The sequence below is a fragment of the Paenibacillus popilliae ATCC 14706 genome (assembly GCF_000315235.1).
Taxonomy (GTDB): Bacteria; Bacillota; Bacilli; order Paenibacillales; family Paenibacillaceae; genus Paenibacillus_B; species Paenibacillus_B popilliae.
Window position 1 is genome coordinate 1 of the sequence record NZ_BALG01000105.1, and the last position, 15,834, is coordinate 15,834.

Below are 15,834 nucleotides of genomic sequence, written 5' to 3' on the forward strand. Positions count from 1 at the left end.
CGCCGAATCCGTTCGCGCATCTCGTCATCATGGGCTTCCGCGGTCGCGACATAGATGCCTCCACCCGGGACAAGCTTCATGAACAGCCGCTCCGCGAAGCCGCTCTTGCCGCTGCGCGCGCCGCCCGTGACGAGGACCCGCTTATTTCCTTCGGCAGCCGTACCCGTCATGCCTGTCCCTCGCTATCATCCATGTCCTTGTTGGATACACCCGCTTGGGCGAAGGTCGCCATCTCTTGCATAATTCGCAGCGAAGCGTCGATAATCGGGAACATCAGAGCGCCGCCCGTTCCTTCGCCGAGGCGCATATTCAAGTGCAGGCCAGGCTTCAGTCCAAGCTCGGCCAACAAAGCCGCATGGCCGCGCTCTTCGGACAAGTGCGAAGCGATCAGATAAGGCTTCGCCGCCGGAGCGAGCCGCACCGCCGCCAGCGCCGCCGCGCTGGAGATGAAGCCGTCGACGACGACCGGGAGCCGATGGGCTGCCGCGCCGAGAATGACGCCGGTCAGTCCGGCGATCTCCAGTCCGCCGACCTTCGCGAGCACATCCAGCGCATCGTTGCGATCGGGGTGGTTCACTTCGAGCGCCTGACGCACGACGTTGCATTTGTGCGCCCACTGCGCATCGTCGATGCCGGTTCCCCGGCCAACGGCCTCTTCCGGCGCCAGTCCAGTCAAGGCGCACAGAATGGCGGCGCTCGGCGTCGTGTTCCCGATGCCCATCTCCCCGGTAGAGAACATGCGAATTCCAGCCTGCACACACTCGTCCACCGTATCGACGCCGGCCAGAATCGCCGCCACCGCCTCTTCCCCGGTCATCGCCGAACCTTGGGCCATGTTGCCCGTTCCGTGTCGAACCTTACGCGATTGCAGCTGCGGATGGCTCAGATCGGCGTTAACGCCCACATCGACGCAGATGACCTCGGCTCCGGCCTGCCGTGCCAGCACATTGACCGCCGCACCCCCGGCAAGGAAGTTCATGACCATCTGCGGGGTCACTTCGGCCGGGAAGGCGCTGATCCCTTCCGCGCATACGCCATGATCGCCCGCCATGATAATAATCGCCTTTTGCTTGAATTCCGGTCTGACTGTGCCCGTAATGCCAGCCAGTTGAACGGCAAGCTCCTCCAGCACCCCAAGGCTGCCCGGAGGCTTCGTCAGATGATTCTGATGCGCGGCGGCCGCCTCCATCGCCGTCTTGTCCAGAGCAGGGATCCGCCCGAGTATTTCGCTAAGCCGTTCATTCATCGCATTCATCGCATTCATCTCCGTTTTCACATTGTTGGTTGCTTGTTGTCATTTTTCTCCTGCATGTTCGTCGGTCCAACTTCCGCCATGCCATCCCCTTTTACAGCTTCCCTCGTTGCCGTACGCCACCTTCATGCTCTCGTCACCTTCAAGCTCTCGCCGCCTTCATGCTCTTCTCTCCTTCACGCTCCCGCCGCCTCCATCGGCCTCTGTCCCGGCTTCCTCTTCCATCTGCTCCAACTCTTCGACCTCCGTATGGGCCGGACACATCAGAAGCTGCGGACGTCCGTTCCCTGGATGCGGCACGATGGCGGCGCGGGTATCGAAGTAACGCTCGATGACATCCGGCGACATCAACTCTTCCGGAGTACCGTCGGCTGCGATCCGCCCCTCGTGCACGACGACGAGCCGATCGCAGTACAGTGCCGCCAGATTCAGATCATGCAGCACCGAGACGACCGTCAAGCCGCAGTCCTGCTGCCAGGCGCGGACGACATCCATGAACTGCACCTGATACCGGATGTCCAGATAGGTCGTCGGCTCATCCAGCAGCACGATCGACGGCGACTGCGCCATCAGCTTCGCCAGGGCGACCCGCTGGCGCTGTCCGCCGCTGAGCCGGTCGATCGGCCGCTCCTCCAATTCCGTCAACTGCAGCCGCTCCATAATCGAATCGATATAGGGTTCGCTGTCCTCCGCCTCCGAGCCGAACCAGGATTGATACGGGAAGCGGCCCATCTCGACAACCTCGCGGACCGAGTATCCAATCGGCGGAAGCGGCTCCTGCAGCAGGACCGCCATCGTTTGCGACAGCGCTTTGCGCGTGTAGGAGCGCAGGGAGCGCCCCTTCAGCTCGATGCGCCCGTCGGCAGGTGAATCGGCGCCGGACAGGAGCGACAGCAGCGTCGACTTGCCGCTGCCGTTCGGTCCGATGATGCCGACCCACTCTCCGGGGCGGACGGTCAAGGAGACGTCGTTCAGCACCGAGCAGCTGCCGTAGCTTTTGCTGATATGCTCGGCCTGAAGAATCGACTTCCCCGGGCAGACCTGCTCGGACGCTGCCCCCGGCTTCACGGTGAATTCCCGCTGTCCCATTCCCGGCTTCATGACCATTTCCTCCGTTTCGACCGTTTATTTCGGATCAGCAGATACGCGAAGAACGGAGCGCCGATGAAGGCGGTCACGACCCCGAGCGGTATCTCTGTCGGCGCCAACGCCGTCCGCGCGATCGTATCCGCCCACATGACATAGATCGCTCCGCCCGCAGCCGAGAACGGCACGAGCAGGCGATAGTCCGAGCCGACCAGCAGCCGAATCATGTGCGGGACGACGAGCCCAACGAAGCCGATAACTCCCGATACGGATACGGCGGCCGCAGTAATGAACGTCGATACGAGCAATACGATCCACTTCGTGCGCTCAACATGGAGTCCGAGATGAGACGCCTGCCGCTCTCCGAGGGCAAGCAGATTGAGCGGGCGGGCACCGACGATCAGGGCGATGAGCCCGATCGCCGTATAGGGCGCCAGCACGGCCGAATAAGACCAGCCCCGCAGCGCCAGGCTTCCCATGACCCAGTACAGAATCTCGTTGACCGTCTGCTTCGACATCGCGACGAGGAAGGAGACGATCGAGCCGAGGAACGCCTGCATGACGACCCCGGCCAGAATCAGCGTCTCGATCGGGATTTTGCCGTCTTCCCTGGCCAGGCGCATGACGGCCAACAGCGTCAGTGTGCCGGTTGCGAAGGCGACGATCGGAATCGTCCATTGGCCGAGCAACGCATACTGCAGACCGAAGTAGATCAGGAGCGCGGCGCCGACGGAGGCACCGGAAGACACGCCCAGCGTGTACGGATCCGCCAGCGGATTGCGCAGCACGCCCTGGAAGCCCGTCCCCGCCAGTCCCAGCGATGCGCCGACGAGCATCGCGAGCACGACGCGCGGGAAGCGGACCTTCATTATGATGGTCGCGGAAGCGTCGTCCCAGGTGACGGGAATGAGCGATTCCAGTCCAGGAACGTGGTGCAGCAATATGTTCACAATCTCTCCCAGCGGCATCTTCACTGATCCGACGGCCAGACAGCCTACAATAGATAAAAGGAGCAGCGCCAACATCGCTACTCCAAAGCCAAACCCTTTTTTCATCGCTATGTTCCATCCCATCATCTATTTAATCAAATCAGGATAGATCGCCTTCGCCACATCCTGCAGCGCTTCGGCTACACGCGGACCCGGCCGGCTCAGCTTGTTGTTGTCCAGCCCGAACAACTGATTGTCCTTGAGCGCGGAGATGGCTTCCCAGCCGCTGCGTCCGCGGATAATGGCTTCCAGCGTCTTGTTCGTCTCGCTGTCGACAAGATCCTTCGCGAACAGAATGACGTCCGGATTCTCCTTGATGATGTTCTCCTCATTCATCTGGTTCCAGCCGGTCATTTCCGCAGCAGCAATATTGACGCCGCCCGCCAGCTCGATCAGCTCGTTCATGAATTCGCCGCTGCCGACGGTCCAGCCCGGCGAGAATTCAATATAAACCTTCTTCTTGTCGGTAACGCCCTTCACCGATTCAGCAACGTCATCGCGCACCTTTTTCATCTGATCGGCAATTTCTGTGGCTTCCTTCTGATGATCAGCAATGAGACCGTACAGCTCAATATTGCTGATTACGTCGTCATAGGTTTTCGGCTCGACCTTGAAAATTTCAATGCCCAGTTCACGGAATTTGTTGACTGCTTCTTCTTTCATCGAGATGCCGGTAAATACGACATCCGGCTGCGCCGCAATGATCGCTTCCTCATCCGGTTCCGTGATGCCGCCCATTCTCGGCTTCTGCATTGCTTCTGCCGGGTAGTCGTCATAATCGGACACGCCGACGATATTGTCGCCAAGGCCAAGGGCAAATAACGATTCCGTCTCTGCCGGCGATACGGAAATAATCCGTTCCGGCGCTTTGTCGAACGTGAATTCTTGCCCGGTCGCATCCTTCACCGTCAGTGGATAGATCGTCTTCGCGGCATCCGAAGCCGCATTGCCATTCTCCTGCTGCTGCGCAGTCTCACGATCCTTGTCCGCCTCCTTCGACGGACCCGATCCACAAGCCGCTAAGCTCAAAGCCAGCACAGCCGCTGCCGCGACTGCTATCGTTCTGTTCCACCATTTGCTCATCATCTTTTTTTCTCCCTCACTTGCCTGAATATCCTACCTATTTCATTGCAGAAGCAGTGCGAACGCCGTTCCTTCACGCAGAAGGTCTGGCGCCTCGTCTTCCCCGGGGCGGCATCCTACCCAACCGGCCTCTCCATCCGCTTCAAAGCGGGATTGTCCAAGAGCACACAAACGCAAAACCCCCGAATCCTAGGGATCGGGGGAAAGCAGTCTCCTGGATAGGGCCTTCCGCACTGATCTGCAAAGCGAGCTCACGCTGTTAGACAGCATGGCCGCTCAGCAGCAACTGGAAGTCCCGTTCCAATGACGCCGCTCCTCTCCGCGAAGGAAATAACTCGTCCTCCTATCGGGCAGGTCTTCTGACTTAGGAGCATCTTGCTGTACTCGCCTTCCCATCGGCGGATTCGCTTGAATCCGCACAGACAGTGGCATTCTGAGCGCAGCACTCAATTACAGTGGCGGGACCGAGCCGGGTTCACACCGGCTTCCCTATTATCCTTGGACACAAGCTCAATGCTCGTGCGGCGCAAGGACCCGATAGATTGCTATTCGCTTGTCTTCCAAATTATAGCTTAACTATTGATTATAGGGGAATTGCCCTATCCTTGCAATCACATTCCTCACAAGCCTCAGGGCATCCTGTTCCCTCGCTTAACCACCGATCATTCCATCAAGGCAGCCGCTCTGCCCGTAGGAACTTCCAGCGGCGGGGAGACCTAGCAGCCGTAATCAAGATCCCCGTCCCGATCGGGACGGATGCTTCCCAGAATGTCTTCTTCGGGAAGGCGAGCGTGTACAGCCTCCGCACCATTCCTCCGTGCGTAACGACCAGTACATCGGGCCGTGCCTCATACGCGTTGCCTACCCGTCCCGGCCGCTTCCGGCGCCGCCGGGACGTCCTGCCTCGCTCTCCCGGATCAGGCCCATCCCAGTCCGGCTCGCGTTCCCGCTGATGGCGCTCCCCGTGGGCGCCTTGTCCTGCCGCCACAGCCGTCTGTCTGCCGGCCTTCTGTAGAATCTCCCACCAGACATGCGCCGTCCGCGTGCTGAATGTCTGCCATGGCTCGCCTCGCGGCGGCTGAACGGAGGTCATATCATCCAGCCAGCGACGGTAGGACGGATCCTCCTTCAGATCATTGTATGTCAAGCCTTCCCACATGCCAAAATCGTATTCGCGCAGCCTCGTGTCGACGTGAGCCCTTGCCGCATCGCGCGGACGCAGTTGGGCCAACGTCTCGCGGCAGCGCCGCATATCGCTCGTATACAGGAGCGGCGCCGGATGGGCGACTGCTCTGCGCATCGGCCGCAGCACCTCTTCCGCTTCCGGGAGAAGCGGGCTGTCCGTATAGCTGATATACCGCCGCTCCACATTCGCCTGCGTCAGCGAATGCCTAACGAGCGCGAACCGCACGATGACGCTGGACGCACCTGCACGGCGGCGGATATGCCGGGTGCCGCAGCGCGGAGGCTTGGGTCGGGATTGTCGTCTAGCTCCTGCTTGACGCCGCTTGCGGCGAACGGGGAGAGCTTCGTATGTACGCTTTTGTTTCATTTCAACCCATTACTCCTTCATTCGCCTTTCGTCTACAGGAGCCATCCGCCGCAGGCCCGGAGGACGCTTGCGGCCAGGATGGCGAAGAGCAGCGTACTTCGGGTCAGCAGCCTGCACACTGCCGCAATATGTTCCCCTCCCGTCTCCACGACGGGATCACCCCTATAGGCGCGGAAGGAACATACGCCTTTGTAACAATTCAATCCGCCAAGGCGGATACCGAGCGCCCCGGCGGTGGCCGCTTCCGGCCAGCCGCTGTTCGGGCTCGGGTGCTTCGGCGCGTCGCGCAGCGCCGTCCTCCACACCCGCTTCGCGTCATATCAATTCGCCAGATCATCAAGCCGCGCGGAGGCGTATCCGAGATTGGCGTACTTCTCATTTTTATCGCCGACCATGGAATCCAACGTATTGACAGCCCGGTAGGCCATAGCCAACGGCGCGCCGCCGATGGCAGCGTACAGGAGCGGAGAGATGACGGCATCCATTATATTTTCGGCCACCGTCTCGACGACGGCGCGGTAATTTCCGGTTCATTGAGCGTCTCGGTGTCCCTTCCTATGATCATGCCGACCTCGCGCCGCGCTCCAGCCAGATCCCCTTAGCAGGAAGCCCAGCGGCTTGAGCACCGCTTCGGACGGAGCCGCTCACCGGATAAGGCGCTCCAGGGCCGAGATCGCTTTCCCCATGCCGATGACCGGATGGGGGAGCCACCTCGGATCGCCGACGATCCGATCCCATACATATGCTGCGATGATTATCAATGCCGCGATCAGGATTGCTCACCTGACTTGCCTGCAGATCGGGCTTCACCATAATTATCTATCGAGCCGAATGCTGGACGACCTTACATCTCGTTCCTAAATATCCCGGCAATGCGCAGAGCCAACGGATGAAGGCCTCCGCTTCCGCGCATTGCAGGATCCACATCTTATAAATGTAACACAGCTTGCAGGGCCTCGACTAGACGTTTATTTGCCTGACGATCCTTCATCGCGATGCGGAAATGTCCGGCCCCAAGCCCTGCATACCCGTCACAATTGCGGATCAGGATTGCCCGGTGGCCAATTTCTTCCTGCAAGCGCCAGGGCCTGCCGCATACCCGAGGCGAAGGCCGGGGATAGCGTAAAACTTCGTCAACGACCGGATGACAAGTACGTTCCGGCTGGCTGCCGCGAATCGCAGTAGACTCACCTCTTCCTCATCCGGGAGAAAATCGATGAACGCCAAGAACTCGCCGCTCGATCGCCCGAATGCCTCGCTGCCGTCCATACGTCCCCGCCATGTCCAAACTGTTCAATTTTGACCATAAGCCCCTCCTTGAAGACGGACAGACGGTCGCGTACAATATCTCTATAGCGGTTGTTCCAGCGGAACTCCGCCATCGTCATCGGTCCGGCCTGCCCTTGTTATGCCGTACGTTCCGTTCACCCAGTCCAGCCTGAAGGCAGACGGAGGAAGCCGGACGCGCATGATTTCTCATGGTACATTATGCGTAACGCAGACCCATTCGTCAAACGCTTTTTCCTTTTCTACGAAATGGCGAAAAATATTGGTACATCGAACACTGTAACGCTACTGTTAAATGCTGTATAATCACATTGCTACATGCTCAGACCGGTATTGGCGCAATGCGAAGTCAGGCTCAAGGAGGTTCAATTATGTCGGTGCATCACAAAACATCTTGGGCATCCCTGGGCGCCGCCATTATCGTCACCACCTATTACGCGGTGATGCTGTGCCGCCTCAAGGACGACATCGGTTTGTACAGCACAGAGATGATGGCGCTGGCCCGCAACGTATTCGGCGTCGCCGCCGTCGTTCAGGCCGTTATGTACTTCGTGAATTTCATGTCCAAGGACGAGCCTGAGGACAAGGAATTGTCCCGTCTGATCTCACTGCAAGCGAACCAGATGGGATTGGTCTTCCTCATCCTCTCGGTCGCCTGCTGCGCAGCTTATCTGATCTATGTGTCCGATACAAGCACGCTGCTGCTGTCCCCGCTAATCAGCGCCCATTTGCTGGTCAGCGTGCTGTTGGCCGCCTGGATTATCAAGTATACCGTCGAGCTGCTGCTGTACTACCGCTATCTGAAAGCCGACACCTCAGACCTTTCCTAATGATGAGAATAATGACTTCCAATCGGGACATTGACAACATGAGGCAAGCGCAGCGGCCGCCAGCCCTGCGCTTGTCAGTGATAAGTATTTTCTTAGTGCTTAGATTAGTCTAAGCCTCAAGATATTGCTCCAAGGATTGAATCGCTCTTTATATTTGACTCACCGTTACAGACGACAAAATAAAACGCGATAAGATAGCCATTTTAAGGTATCCTATCGCGTTAATATTAATTTGACAGTTTAGTTGGATCAATCCCTTGCGGGAATATTTCTTCAAAGCGATCCTTTTTCTCGTATAAGTTGTACCAAGCTTCTGCGATTACATCTGGATCTCCTGTTGCGCCTGCTTGTACGAGAGTCCCGATGGAAAGATGTCCGACAAATATGCCTTTTTCTTTCAACTGATTGTGCAGGTTTGTCGCATAATTGCGAAGACCCGACATTACGATTCCGCCATTCCCAACCTACGGCAAAGGGTACATGGCAGATAAGCCTGTTGTAAATAAAATCGCCCCTGACCCCTTATTTATCATGTCTGGTAATACTTCATGGACAGAAAGAACGGCAGGTAACAAAAAGCTGTTTACTTGTTCTAAGACGCTTGATGGGGTTGTTTCTAACACATCAATACTACCAAAATCTATTCAAGGCTCTTCTACCCATTTTACGTTGGTATTGATAGAGGTTCGCACTTTCATGTTGCTGCTTGCATTCCCATTGAAAAATTCCGTAAGGTTACAAACCCCAAGATTTTTTTATTGGCCCATCCCATGAAAAATTGGGAATTCTTATCCCTTTCAAACACAGGTATGGGCACATTACGGTTAGGATAGCTCGGTGAAGCGTTCCGACGCGTCCGTACGCGGGCGGGCCGGCGGAATCTCAGCGAAATGCCCCATGCGCAGCACCCCGACGATCTTCTCTCCCGGCTGCACTCCTGCCATTTCACGGAACTTGCGGTTATAGATATAGTCCCCGGTATGCCACAGCATTCCGAGATCCCGTTCCCACGCCAGCAGTTGGAAGTTCTGAATCAGGGCGCATACGGCCGCCAAATCCTCTTCCCAAATAGGAGGCCGCGGATCCTCAGGCATGACGACGATAAGGTAGGTAGGCACGGCCAGATTCTCCTGAATGAACTTCTCCTTTTTCTCTTCGTCCCAGCCTCTCATTTTCGTTCCTTCGAGCAGCCCCATTATGCAGTGCACGAGCCGATTCTTCGCCTCTCCCGCTGCATAAATGAACCGCCATGGCTCGCGCAGCCCGTGATTGGGAGCCCAGACGGCATCATTCAGCAGGGACAGTACCAATTCCTTGTCGACAGGCCGATCCGAGAAGCGATGAATGCTCCGGCGTTCCCGAATTGTATTCGCAATTGACATTGGATATCCTCCTTGGATCTTCTTTTCTCTCATTTACTTTCTATGTTTCATGCCATTCAATACTCCTATTATATTTGATAACGATTATTGATATCAAATAAAGGTTGTGTTTTGTTCCAGATTGATTACAATGAACAAAAGAAGGAGGCGGACAAGCCGTGAAGTTTATCGACAATCAAGGCATTACCGACCCTCGCGTCAACCTGGCGATCGAGGAGTTCGTCCTGAAGCATTTGCCGCTGGAAGAGGATAGCTATTTATTATTCTATATCAACGAGCCGTCTATCATTATCGGCAAAAATCAAAATACGATCGAAGAAATCAACAGCGATTACGTCAAAGCGAATCACATCCATGTTGTGCGCCGCCTGTCGGGCGGAGGCGCCGTGTATCACGATACAGGCAATTTGAATTTCAGCTTCATCACGAAGGATGACGGGCAGTCGTTCCACAATTTCCGCAAATTTACGCAGCCGGTCATCGATACGCTCCGCTCCCTCGGCGTCAATGCCGACCTAACCGGACGCAATGATATCCAGGTGGGTGAGCAGAAAATATCCGGCAATGCCCAGTTCTCCACGCGCGGGCGCATGTTCAGCCACGGCACGCTGCTGTTCAATTCCGAGATGGAGCATGTCGCCTCGGCGCTCAACGTAAAGGCCATCAAAATCGAATCCAAAGGAACGAAATCGATCCGATCCCGCGTTGCCAACATTTCCGATTTTCTCGACGAGCCGATGACCATCGAGCGGTTCAAAGACGCGATCCTGCACCATATCTTCGGCATGGAGCCGGATCAGGTGCCGCAGTACAAGCTGACGGAGCAGGATTGGGAGACGATTCACCATATCTCGCGGGAACGTTATCAGAGCTGGGATTGGAACTATGGGGCATCGCCGAAGTTCAACGTTGAGCATTCGAAAAAATTCCCGGCCGGAATCGTCGACGTGCGCATGGATGTCGAGGACGGATGGATTCAGTGCATGAAAATATACGGCGACTTCTTCGGGGGCGGCGAAGTCAACGATATCGAGCTGCGCTTGCAGGGCGTCCGCTATGAAGAGCAGGCGATTCACGAAGCGCTTGCCGATATGGATATCAACCATTATCTCGGCAACATCAGCGCGGAAGACTTCATCGGACTCGTCATGCTGAACGAATAGATCAACAGTCCCGGACTATCTTGTATGCCAAGTGGCCCGGAACTGTCTATGCTTGCCTGGCAGCCCGCGCATAGGCGGCAGGCAGTTCGATTGGCAGTACAGCTTGTCCTGCACGGCCTAAGCCGTCCAGTTGATAGCGCGGTACGCTCGGCGGAGACGAAGGTCATCGCCGCCCTGCTTATCTCCATCTGACCGCCTTCACGTACTGGGTGCAGACGTGGTGCCAGCAACACACCTCCGCCAGCAGAGTCGCCGTCATCTTCGCGATGGAGCCGGTCTTCGCCGCCATTACGGGCGTCACTTTTGCCGGGAAGACGCTCGGCCTGTGGGCGATGATGGGCTGCCTGCTGATTTTGGCGGGAATGATCGTCGTTGAATTGAAATGGGGCCGGCATGCGGTACAATAGAGGGAGAGATTCGCATCTATTGACTATCACCGGAGTGCCGGTCTGACATAAGGAAAGTGCCGGCCGGTTCGGAAAAAGGAGAGACATCGACATTGTACAAGTTGATTGCCATTGATATCGACGATACGCTCATCACGGACGCCAAAGAGATTACGTCCGGCACGAAGCACGCGCTTGAGCTGGCTGTCGCCGCAGGCGCCACCGTCACGCTCGCCACGGGCCGCATGTATGCGTCCGCCCGCAACCTGGCGCTGCAGACCGGACTGAACGTTCCGCTCATCACCTATCAGGGCTCCCTCGTGAAGAATGTGATGGACGGCCATATTTTGTACGAGCGGGCAGTCCCGAAGGAAGCGGCGATGCGCCTGCTCCGCTATTGCGACGAATGCGGACTTCATCTTCAGCTCTATATCGACGATCGTCTGTACGCCCGTAAGGAAAATGACAAGCTGATCGCGTATGCGCAGCTGTCTGATATCCCCTATTCGATCGAACCGGATTTCAATCGGCTGATCGCTTCCCCTTCCACCAAAATGCTCATGATCGACGAGCCGGCGACGCTGGACGCGGCCGCCGCCGAATTGAAAGAGCTGCTTGGACCGGAGGTCCATATTACGAAGTCGAAGCCTCACTTCCTGGAGATAACGCACCGGGAAGGCACCAAGGGCAGCGCCCTGCGCTATTTGGCGCAGCATGTCGGCTGCACCCTGGAGGAGACGATCGCCATCGGCGATTCGTGGAACGATCATGACATGATCGAGACCGCCGGCCTCGGCGTCGCCATGGGCAACGCCGTCGACTCGCTCAAGGCCGTGGCCGATTACGTGACGCGCACCAACAACGAAGAAGGCGTGCGGCATGTCATCGAGAAATTCGTCCTGAACTGGGCGTAAAGCTTGCCTTCCGCCGCCGGGCCCGTTTCCGGCGGCTTGCTTGTTATTGCAGCGGAATAACCAGCCCCGTGCGGGCCAGTGTTACCGAGTCCGGCAGCTGCGGATAATCCTCCCGGAGATCGACGCCGTGAGACAAATGGGTAAACACCGTCTTGCGCGGCCTCATTTCGCGAAGGACCTCCACCGCTTCCCGCATGTCATAGACCGAGCGGGTCTCGTAAGGGGCCTCCTCATGGACAAAATTCGTCCCGAGAATCAACAGATCCAGCCCCCGGAACCAGGCCAGTTCCTGCTCGCCAAGCCCGATCGCATCCGAAGCATAAAGCCATCTGCGAACCTCAAGCTTGTTCTCGCTCGCTGGCCTGCCGCTTGTCCATGGATCGAAGCGATAGGCATACGAATAGCCATTTTTGCCATGATTTGCACGAATGGGCTGAATGCTCCAATCTTTCCAGCGCCACGGCCCTTCGATATATTGAAACTCAATATACCGTTCCAGCCAAGGGTACATCATCCGGATCGTCTCTCCGACCTCGGCTGGCATCGTCGCTCGCCCCTTCCGCTTCAACCAGCGGCAGGCATCTGCGTAGGCCGTCAAGCCTGCGATATGATCCTGATGCGCATGTGTAATCAAAATATGATCCAGCCAGTACAGCCCCGCTCTCTCCATCTGGCCCGTCCAGTCCGGACCGCAATCGACGAGCAGCCGTTCCTCGCCCCGTTCGAGCAGCACGGACGAACGGTAGCGCCGGTTCATGCCTTCCTTCCTCGCCTCCTCACACACCGGACAAGCGCAATATACGCGCGGCACGCCCATCGAGTCGCCCGTTCCCCACAACGTGACGCTCCATCCTCTGTCGGATCCTTCGGCGGAACCCTCTTCGTCATGGGAGCGTCCTGGAAGCTGCATCGATTGGTCTGTCATCTCTATTCCTCCTCTAGAACAAGCGGTTCCTTTACCGTATTCATATGATTTTATCGACAATTTCATTGTTCTCCTGTCATGCTTCCAGTATAATCGGTTTCGAATCGATATGCATGGCAGACAAGCGGTCCTTGCCGATGAACACACAGCCGACAACGGGCCGCCTCGATAGCCCAAGAAGGCTGTTACCTATCATCAACACAGAAGGAGGCCTCTTCATGACATTTCCCTTGAAAACGAGCCGTGTGGAAATCGTCGCCCATCGCGGCTACGCCGCCCTTTTTCCCGAAAATACGATGATCGCGTTCCGGCGGGCGCTTGACATAGGTGCGGATGCGCTGGAGATTGACGTGCACCATTCGGCTGAAGGCGTCCCGGTCGTCATTCATGACGACACGCTGGATCGGACAACAGATCGCTTGGGGCCTGTCCGGAGCAAGACCGTGGCGGAGCTACAGCAGGCTGACGCCGGCATCAAATTCCATCCGAATTACGCTGGGAACGGCATCCCTCTTCTCGAAGAGGTGCTGGCGCTGCTGTCCGAGGGTCAGGCAGGCCTGCAGTTGGAGTTGAAGGAGCGCATCAATGAGCAGGAAGCGGCAGGGCTGCTGCATTTGCTGGATACCTATAAATTGACGGAACGGACCATGCTTATTTCATTCCACGTGAATAATTTGCGCTTGATTCGAAGCCTGCATCCCGATATCGAGGTAGGCTGGCTCTCCAACAAATTGGTCGATCTCGACATATTGACCCGACTCGGCCATGCGGCGCTGCTGCTGCAGTATCGGACCGTCTTGAATCATCCTGACATTGTCGCCACCGCCCGGGAGAATGGCTTCAGTCTCGCCGCCTGGACCGTCCGCGACGAAGCCGTAGCCCGCAAGCTATACGATCTGGGCGTGTACCGCCTAACGGCCGATATTCCATTGAAGGGCGTCTTGCCCGTCTCAGAATAATCCAAGAGTATGAGGGAAGCTTACCGCAGTATTTCAATCCACGCATCCGCATAGGATGCGACGACGACGCTAGGTCAGATCGTGCAGATTCGAATGATTTCAATCCACGCATCCGCATAGGATGCGACCCAAATATCATCAAATATCTGTTTGACCAAATCATTTCAATCCACGCATCCACATAGGATGCGACAGTTTTTTCCTCCCAATGTTGTCCAAGTTATGGCATTTCAATCCACGCATCCACATAGGATGCGACACTGGCGGCGTCGGCTCCAATATAATCCTTACCATTTCAATCCACGCATCCACATAGGATGCGACTGCAATACTGGAACCCAATTGCTGGCGATGCTGACATTTCAATCCACGCATCCACATAGGATGCGACTGCAGGCAGTTCAGAGCTACAGGAGTTTATGTGTGATTTCAATCCACGCATCCACATAGGATGCGACCAGAAATCCGCAGCCATCCATGCGCGGCGCATTCGATTTCAATCCACGCATCCACATAGGATGCGACCACAGGAGGATTACAAAACGGCATATGCACAATATATTTCAATCCACGCATCCACATAGGATGCGACTCCGAATTGTGGACGTGGCTTACTGATGTTTGATTTCAATCCACGCATCCACATAGGATGCGACGGAACATCGAGTTGATCCTAACCCACGGAGTTTGATTTCAATCCACGCATCCACATAGGATGCGACGTTCCGATGGCAGAGGCAGTATTGATTCCAGATGATTTCAATCCACGCATCCACATAGGATGCGACCTCCCCAAGCCGCCTATTGGGGTAAAGCGCTAGTATTTCAATCCACGCATCCACATAGGATGCGACGTGTAGCCTCCATTGCTAACCGCTAAAATCATATATATTTCAATCCACGCATCCACATAGGATGCGACATCAACTACCGAGACGAGAAGGCTGAGCATGAGCATTTCAATCCACGCATCCACATAGGATGCGACGAATGTGGAATTGTCGATGCAATCCTCACAGATGAATTTCAATCCACGCATCCACATAGGATGCGACAAAATCACCTGAGTACTCGGACAACTTACGGCAAATTTCAATCCACGCATCCACATAGGATGCGACACTTTTCGAACGATTGATTTTGCTACAGATGATGTATTTCAATCCACGCATCCACATAGGATGCGACAATATATACGTTTTCAAGCCGGAGGAATAGATGCATTTCAATCCACGCATCCACATAGGATGCGACTAAATCGAGGGAACGAGCCAGCGAACATTGTCAGTATTTCAATCCACGCATCCACATAGGATGCGACTGATGTGGGCCTCCAAGTTTTGCGTTGCTGTGCTATTTCAATCCACGCATCCACATAGGATGCGACGGATGGGATGGATATGTTTTCACAAGAAGAAAAGATTTCAATCCACGCATCCACATAGGATGCGACAGCGATATTTACATATAATGTAATAAAGGAGACAGAAAACAAGCAAATTCTACAAAAAAATAAGCAGTTACATCAAGATGGCTGTGTATCTATCATTTCGTGCGGATTTTTATGGTTAATTTATCCATAAGTTTGGTGCGAATCCCCCGGGGATTTCATGTGAGCTCCACATTCGCACCTGCGATGAAAAATAATATTTATGCAGTAAATTAGAATAAATAAAATTTTATCCATTCACATTCTTGTCCTGCTTTTTAGTATATCATGGTTGCATGCGTTGCGGTAACTTTTTACAGCTTGTTTGAGCGAAAGCCAAATCTAGATAAGCTCCACATAACAACTGTCCATGCTGTCTGCTAATCTCTCACGACGAATCCATTGTCAACAAATCAACCGGAGGCACCGCCTCTCCGATTTCTGGTGGTCATGCAAGAAGTCATGAAAGTTTTATTTGATGCCAGGCCTGTTGATTAACCAAATACCCCATATCAAAATAATCGGGATTCTCCTAATAGAATACAATGAATCCGTAACTGCCACTCCACGGGAAGCGAACAGAAAACAAGTAATCGG

16 protein-coding genes, 1 pseudogene, 1 CRISPR repeat array and 1 riboswitch are annotated in these 15,834 nt (G+C 55.5%); of the genes and pseudogenes, 5 read left to right on the forward strand and 12 right to left on the reverse strand.

Going from position 1 to position 15,834, the window contains the following annotated elements; translation table 11 throughout:
- From PPOP_RS09060 to PPOP_RS23335, 9 genes and pseudogenes are all read right to left on the reverse strand, one after another.
- A partial coding sequence (locus tag PPOP_RS09060) for a bifunctional adenosylcobinamide kinase/adenosylcobinamide-phosphate guanylyltransferase (protein WP_006285961.1) occupies nt 1-170 on the reverse strand: 170 nt, incomplete at its 3' end.
- Nucleotides 167-1,246: a nicotinate-nucleotide--dimethylbenzimidazole phosphoribosyltransferase gene (gene cobT, locus PPOP_RS09065; RefSeq protein WP_042228115.1), complete on the reverse strand. Its 1,080-nt coding sequence runs from the start codon at nt 1,244-1,246 to the stop codon at nt 167-169. The genes cobT and PPOP_RS09060, both read right to left, overlap by 4 nt.
- Before the next feature lie 165 nt (nt 1,247-1,411).
- Nucleotides 1,412-2,353, reverse strand: coding sequence for an ABC transporter ATP-binding protein (locus PPOP_RS09070; RefSeq protein WP_006285963.1), 942 nt, complete (start codon nt 2,351-2,353; stop codon nt 1,412-1,414).
- On the reverse strand, nt 2,350-3,393 hold the full coding sequence (locus tag PPOP_RS09075; protein WP_042228110.1) for a FecCD family ABC transporter permease: 1,044 nt from the start codon (nt 3,391-3,393) through the stop codon (nt 2,350-2,352). The genes PPOP_RS09070 and PPOP_RS09075 overlap by 4 nt, the downstream gene beginning before the upstream one ends.
- A 21-nt stretch (nt 3,394-3,414) precedes the next feature.
- Nucleotides 3,415-4,410, reverse strand: coding sequence for an ABC transporter substrate-binding protein (locus tag PPOP_RS09080; protein WP_042228119.1), 996 nt, complete (start codon nt 4,408-4,410; stop codon nt 3,415-3,417).
- 42 nt (nt 4,411-4,452) lie between these two features.
- Nucleotides 4,453-4,581, reverse strand: coding sequence for a hypothetical protein (locus PPOP_RS25100; protein WP_267879067.1), 129 nt, complete (start codon nt 4,579-4,581; stop codon nt 4,453-4,455).
- A 161-nt stretch (nt 4,582-4,742) separates the two neighbouring features.
- Nucleotides 4,743-4,963, reverse strand: a riboswitch (cobalamin riboswitch).
- A 117-nt stretch (nt 4,964-5,080) separates the two neighbouring features.
- Nucleotides 5,081-5,962: a histidine phosphatase family protein gene (locus PPOP_RS09085; RefSeq protein WP_052516603.1), complete on the reverse strand. Its 882-nt coding sequence runs from the start codon at nt 5,960-5,962 to the stop codon at nt 5,081-5,083.
- A gap of 32 nt (nt 5,963-5,994) precedes the next feature.
- Nucleotides 5,995-6,735, reverse strand: a pseudogene (locus PPOP_RS09090) (cobalamin biosynthesis protein CobD/CbiB).
- A gap of 271 nt (nt 6,736-7,006) precedes the next feature.
- A complete protein-coding gene (locus tag PPOP_RS23335; protein WP_006285969.1) occupies nt 7,007-7,231 on the reverse strand; it encodes an aminotransferase class I/II-fold pyridoxal phosphate-dependent enzyme in 225 nt (74 codons plus the stop codon).
- 389 nt (nt 7,232-7,620) lie between these two features.
- On the opposite strand from PPOP_RS23335, the gene PPOP_RS09100 reads away from it, so the two are divergent.
- Complete coding sequence (locus PPOP_RS09100) at nt 7,621-8,079, forward strand: hypothetical protein (protein ID WP_006285970.1); 459 nt, start codon at nt 7,621-7,623, stop codon at nt 8,077-8,079.
- 227 nt (nt 8,080-8,306) lie between these two features.
- Here the strand turns inward: PPOP_RS09100 and PPOP_RS09105 are convergent, their stop codons facing one another.
- Both PPOP_RS09105 and PPOP_RS09110 read right to left on the reverse strand, forming a co-directional pair.
- Complete coding sequence (locus PPOP_RS09105; RefSeq protein ID WP_006285971.1) at nt 8,307-8,522, reverse strand: hypothetical protein; 216 nt, start codon at nt 8,520-8,522, stop codon at nt 8,307-8,309.
- 381 nt (nt 8,523-8,903) lie between these two features.
- On the reverse strand, nt 8,904-9,461 hold the full coding sequence (locus PPOP_RS09110; RefSeq protein ID WP_006285972.1) for a nitroreductase family protein: 558 nt from the start codon (nt 9,459-9,461) through the stop codon (nt 8,904-8,906).
- Nucleotides 9,462-9,619: 158 nt separating this feature from the next.
- On the opposite strand from PPOP_RS09110, the gene PPOP_RS09115 reads away from it, so the two are divergent.
- The 3 genes from PPOP_RS09115 (at nt 9,620) to PPOP_RS09120 (ending at nt 11,924) form a co-directional block, all read left to right on the forward strand.
- Nucleotides 9,620-10,624: a lipoate--protein ligase gene (locus PPOP_RS09115; RefSeq protein ID WP_006285973.1), complete on the forward strand. Its 1,005-nt coding sequence runs from the start codon at nt 9,620-9,622 to the stop codon at nt 10,622-10,624.
- Between the two features lie 209 nt (nt 10,625-10,833).
- Entirely contained in the window at nt 10,834-11,031 is a 198-nt protein-coding gene (locus PPOP_RS20385; RefSeq protein ID WP_006285974.1) for an EamA family transporter, read from the forward strand.
- A gap of 92 nt (nt 11,032-11,123) precedes the next feature.
- Nucleotides 11,124-11,924, forward strand: a complete 801-nt coding sequence (locus PPOP_RS09120) for a Cof-type HAD-IIB family hydrolase (RefSeq protein WP_042228113.1) — start codon at nt 11,124-11,126, stop codon at nt 11,922-11,924.
- 43 nt (nt 11,925-11,967) lie between these two features.
- Here the strand turns inward: PPOP_RS09120 and PPOP_RS09125 are convergent, their stop codons facing one another.
- Entirely contained in the window at nt 11,968-12,849 is an 882-nt protein-coding gene (locus tag PPOP_RS09125; protein WP_006285976.1) for an MBL fold metallo-hydrolase, read from the reverse strand.
- Between the two features lie 218 nt (nt 12,850-13,067).
- Here PPOP_RS09125 and PPOP_RS09130 point away from each other — a divergent pair, with 218 nt between their 5' ends.
- Nucleotides 13,068-13,808, forward strand: coding sequence for a glycerophosphodiester phosphodiesterase (locus tag PPOP_RS09130; RefSeq protein WP_006285977.1), 741 nt, complete (start codon nt 13,068-13,070; stop codon nt 13,806-13,808).
- Between the two features lie 30 nt (nt 13,809-13,838).
- A CRISPR array of direct repeats spans nt 13,839-15,261; the repeat unit is 32 nt; unit sequence ATTTCAATCCACGCATCCACATAGGATGCGAC.
- Nucleotides 15,262-15,834 lie beyond the last annotated feature (573 nt).

Coding starts and splice junctions, on each gene's coding strand:
- cobT (WP_042228115.1), bottom strand. CDS start 1,246: ATGAATGAACGGCTTAGCGAAATACTCGGGCGGATCCCTGCTCTGGAC.
- PPOP_RS09070 (WP_006285963.1), bottom strand. CDS start 2,353: ATGAAGCCGGGAATGGGACAGCGGGAATTCACCGTGAAGCCGGGGGCA.
- PPOP_RS09075 (WP_042228110.1), bottom strand. CDS start 3,393: ATGAAAAAAGGGTTTGGCTTTGGAGTAGCGATGTTGGCGCTGCTCCTT.
- PPOP_RS09080 (WP_042228119.1), bottom strand. CDS start 4,410: ATGAGCAAATGGTGGAACAGAACGATAGCAGTCGCGGCAGCGGCTGTG.
- PPOP_RS09085 (WP_052516603.1), bottom strand. CDS start 5,962: ATGAAACAAAAGCGTACATACGAAGCTCTCCCCGTTCGCCGCAAGCGG.
- PPOP_RS23335 (WP_006285969.1), bottom strand. CDS start 7,231: ATGGACGGCAGCGAGGCATTCGGGCGATCGAGCGGCGAGTTCTTGGCG.
- PPOP_RS09100 (WP_006285970.1), top strand. CDS start 7,621: ATGTCGGTGCATCACAAAACATCTTGGGCATCCCTGGGCGCCGCCATT.
- PPOP_RS09105 (WP_006285971.1), bottom strand. CDS start 8,522: ATGTCGGGTCTTCGCAATTATGCGACAAACCTGCACAATCAGTTGAAA.
- PPOP_RS09110 (WP_006285972.1), bottom strand. CDS start 9,461: ATGTCAATTGCGAATACAATTCGGGAACGCCGGAGCATTCATCGCTTC.
- PPOP_RS09125 (WP_006285976.1), bottom strand. CDS start 12,849: ATGACAGACCAATCGATGCAGCTTCCAGGACGCTCCCATGACGAAGAG.
- PPOP_RS09130 (WP_006285977.1), top strand. CDS start 13,068: ATGACATTTCCCTTGAAAACGAGCCGTGTGGAAATCGTCGCCCATCGC.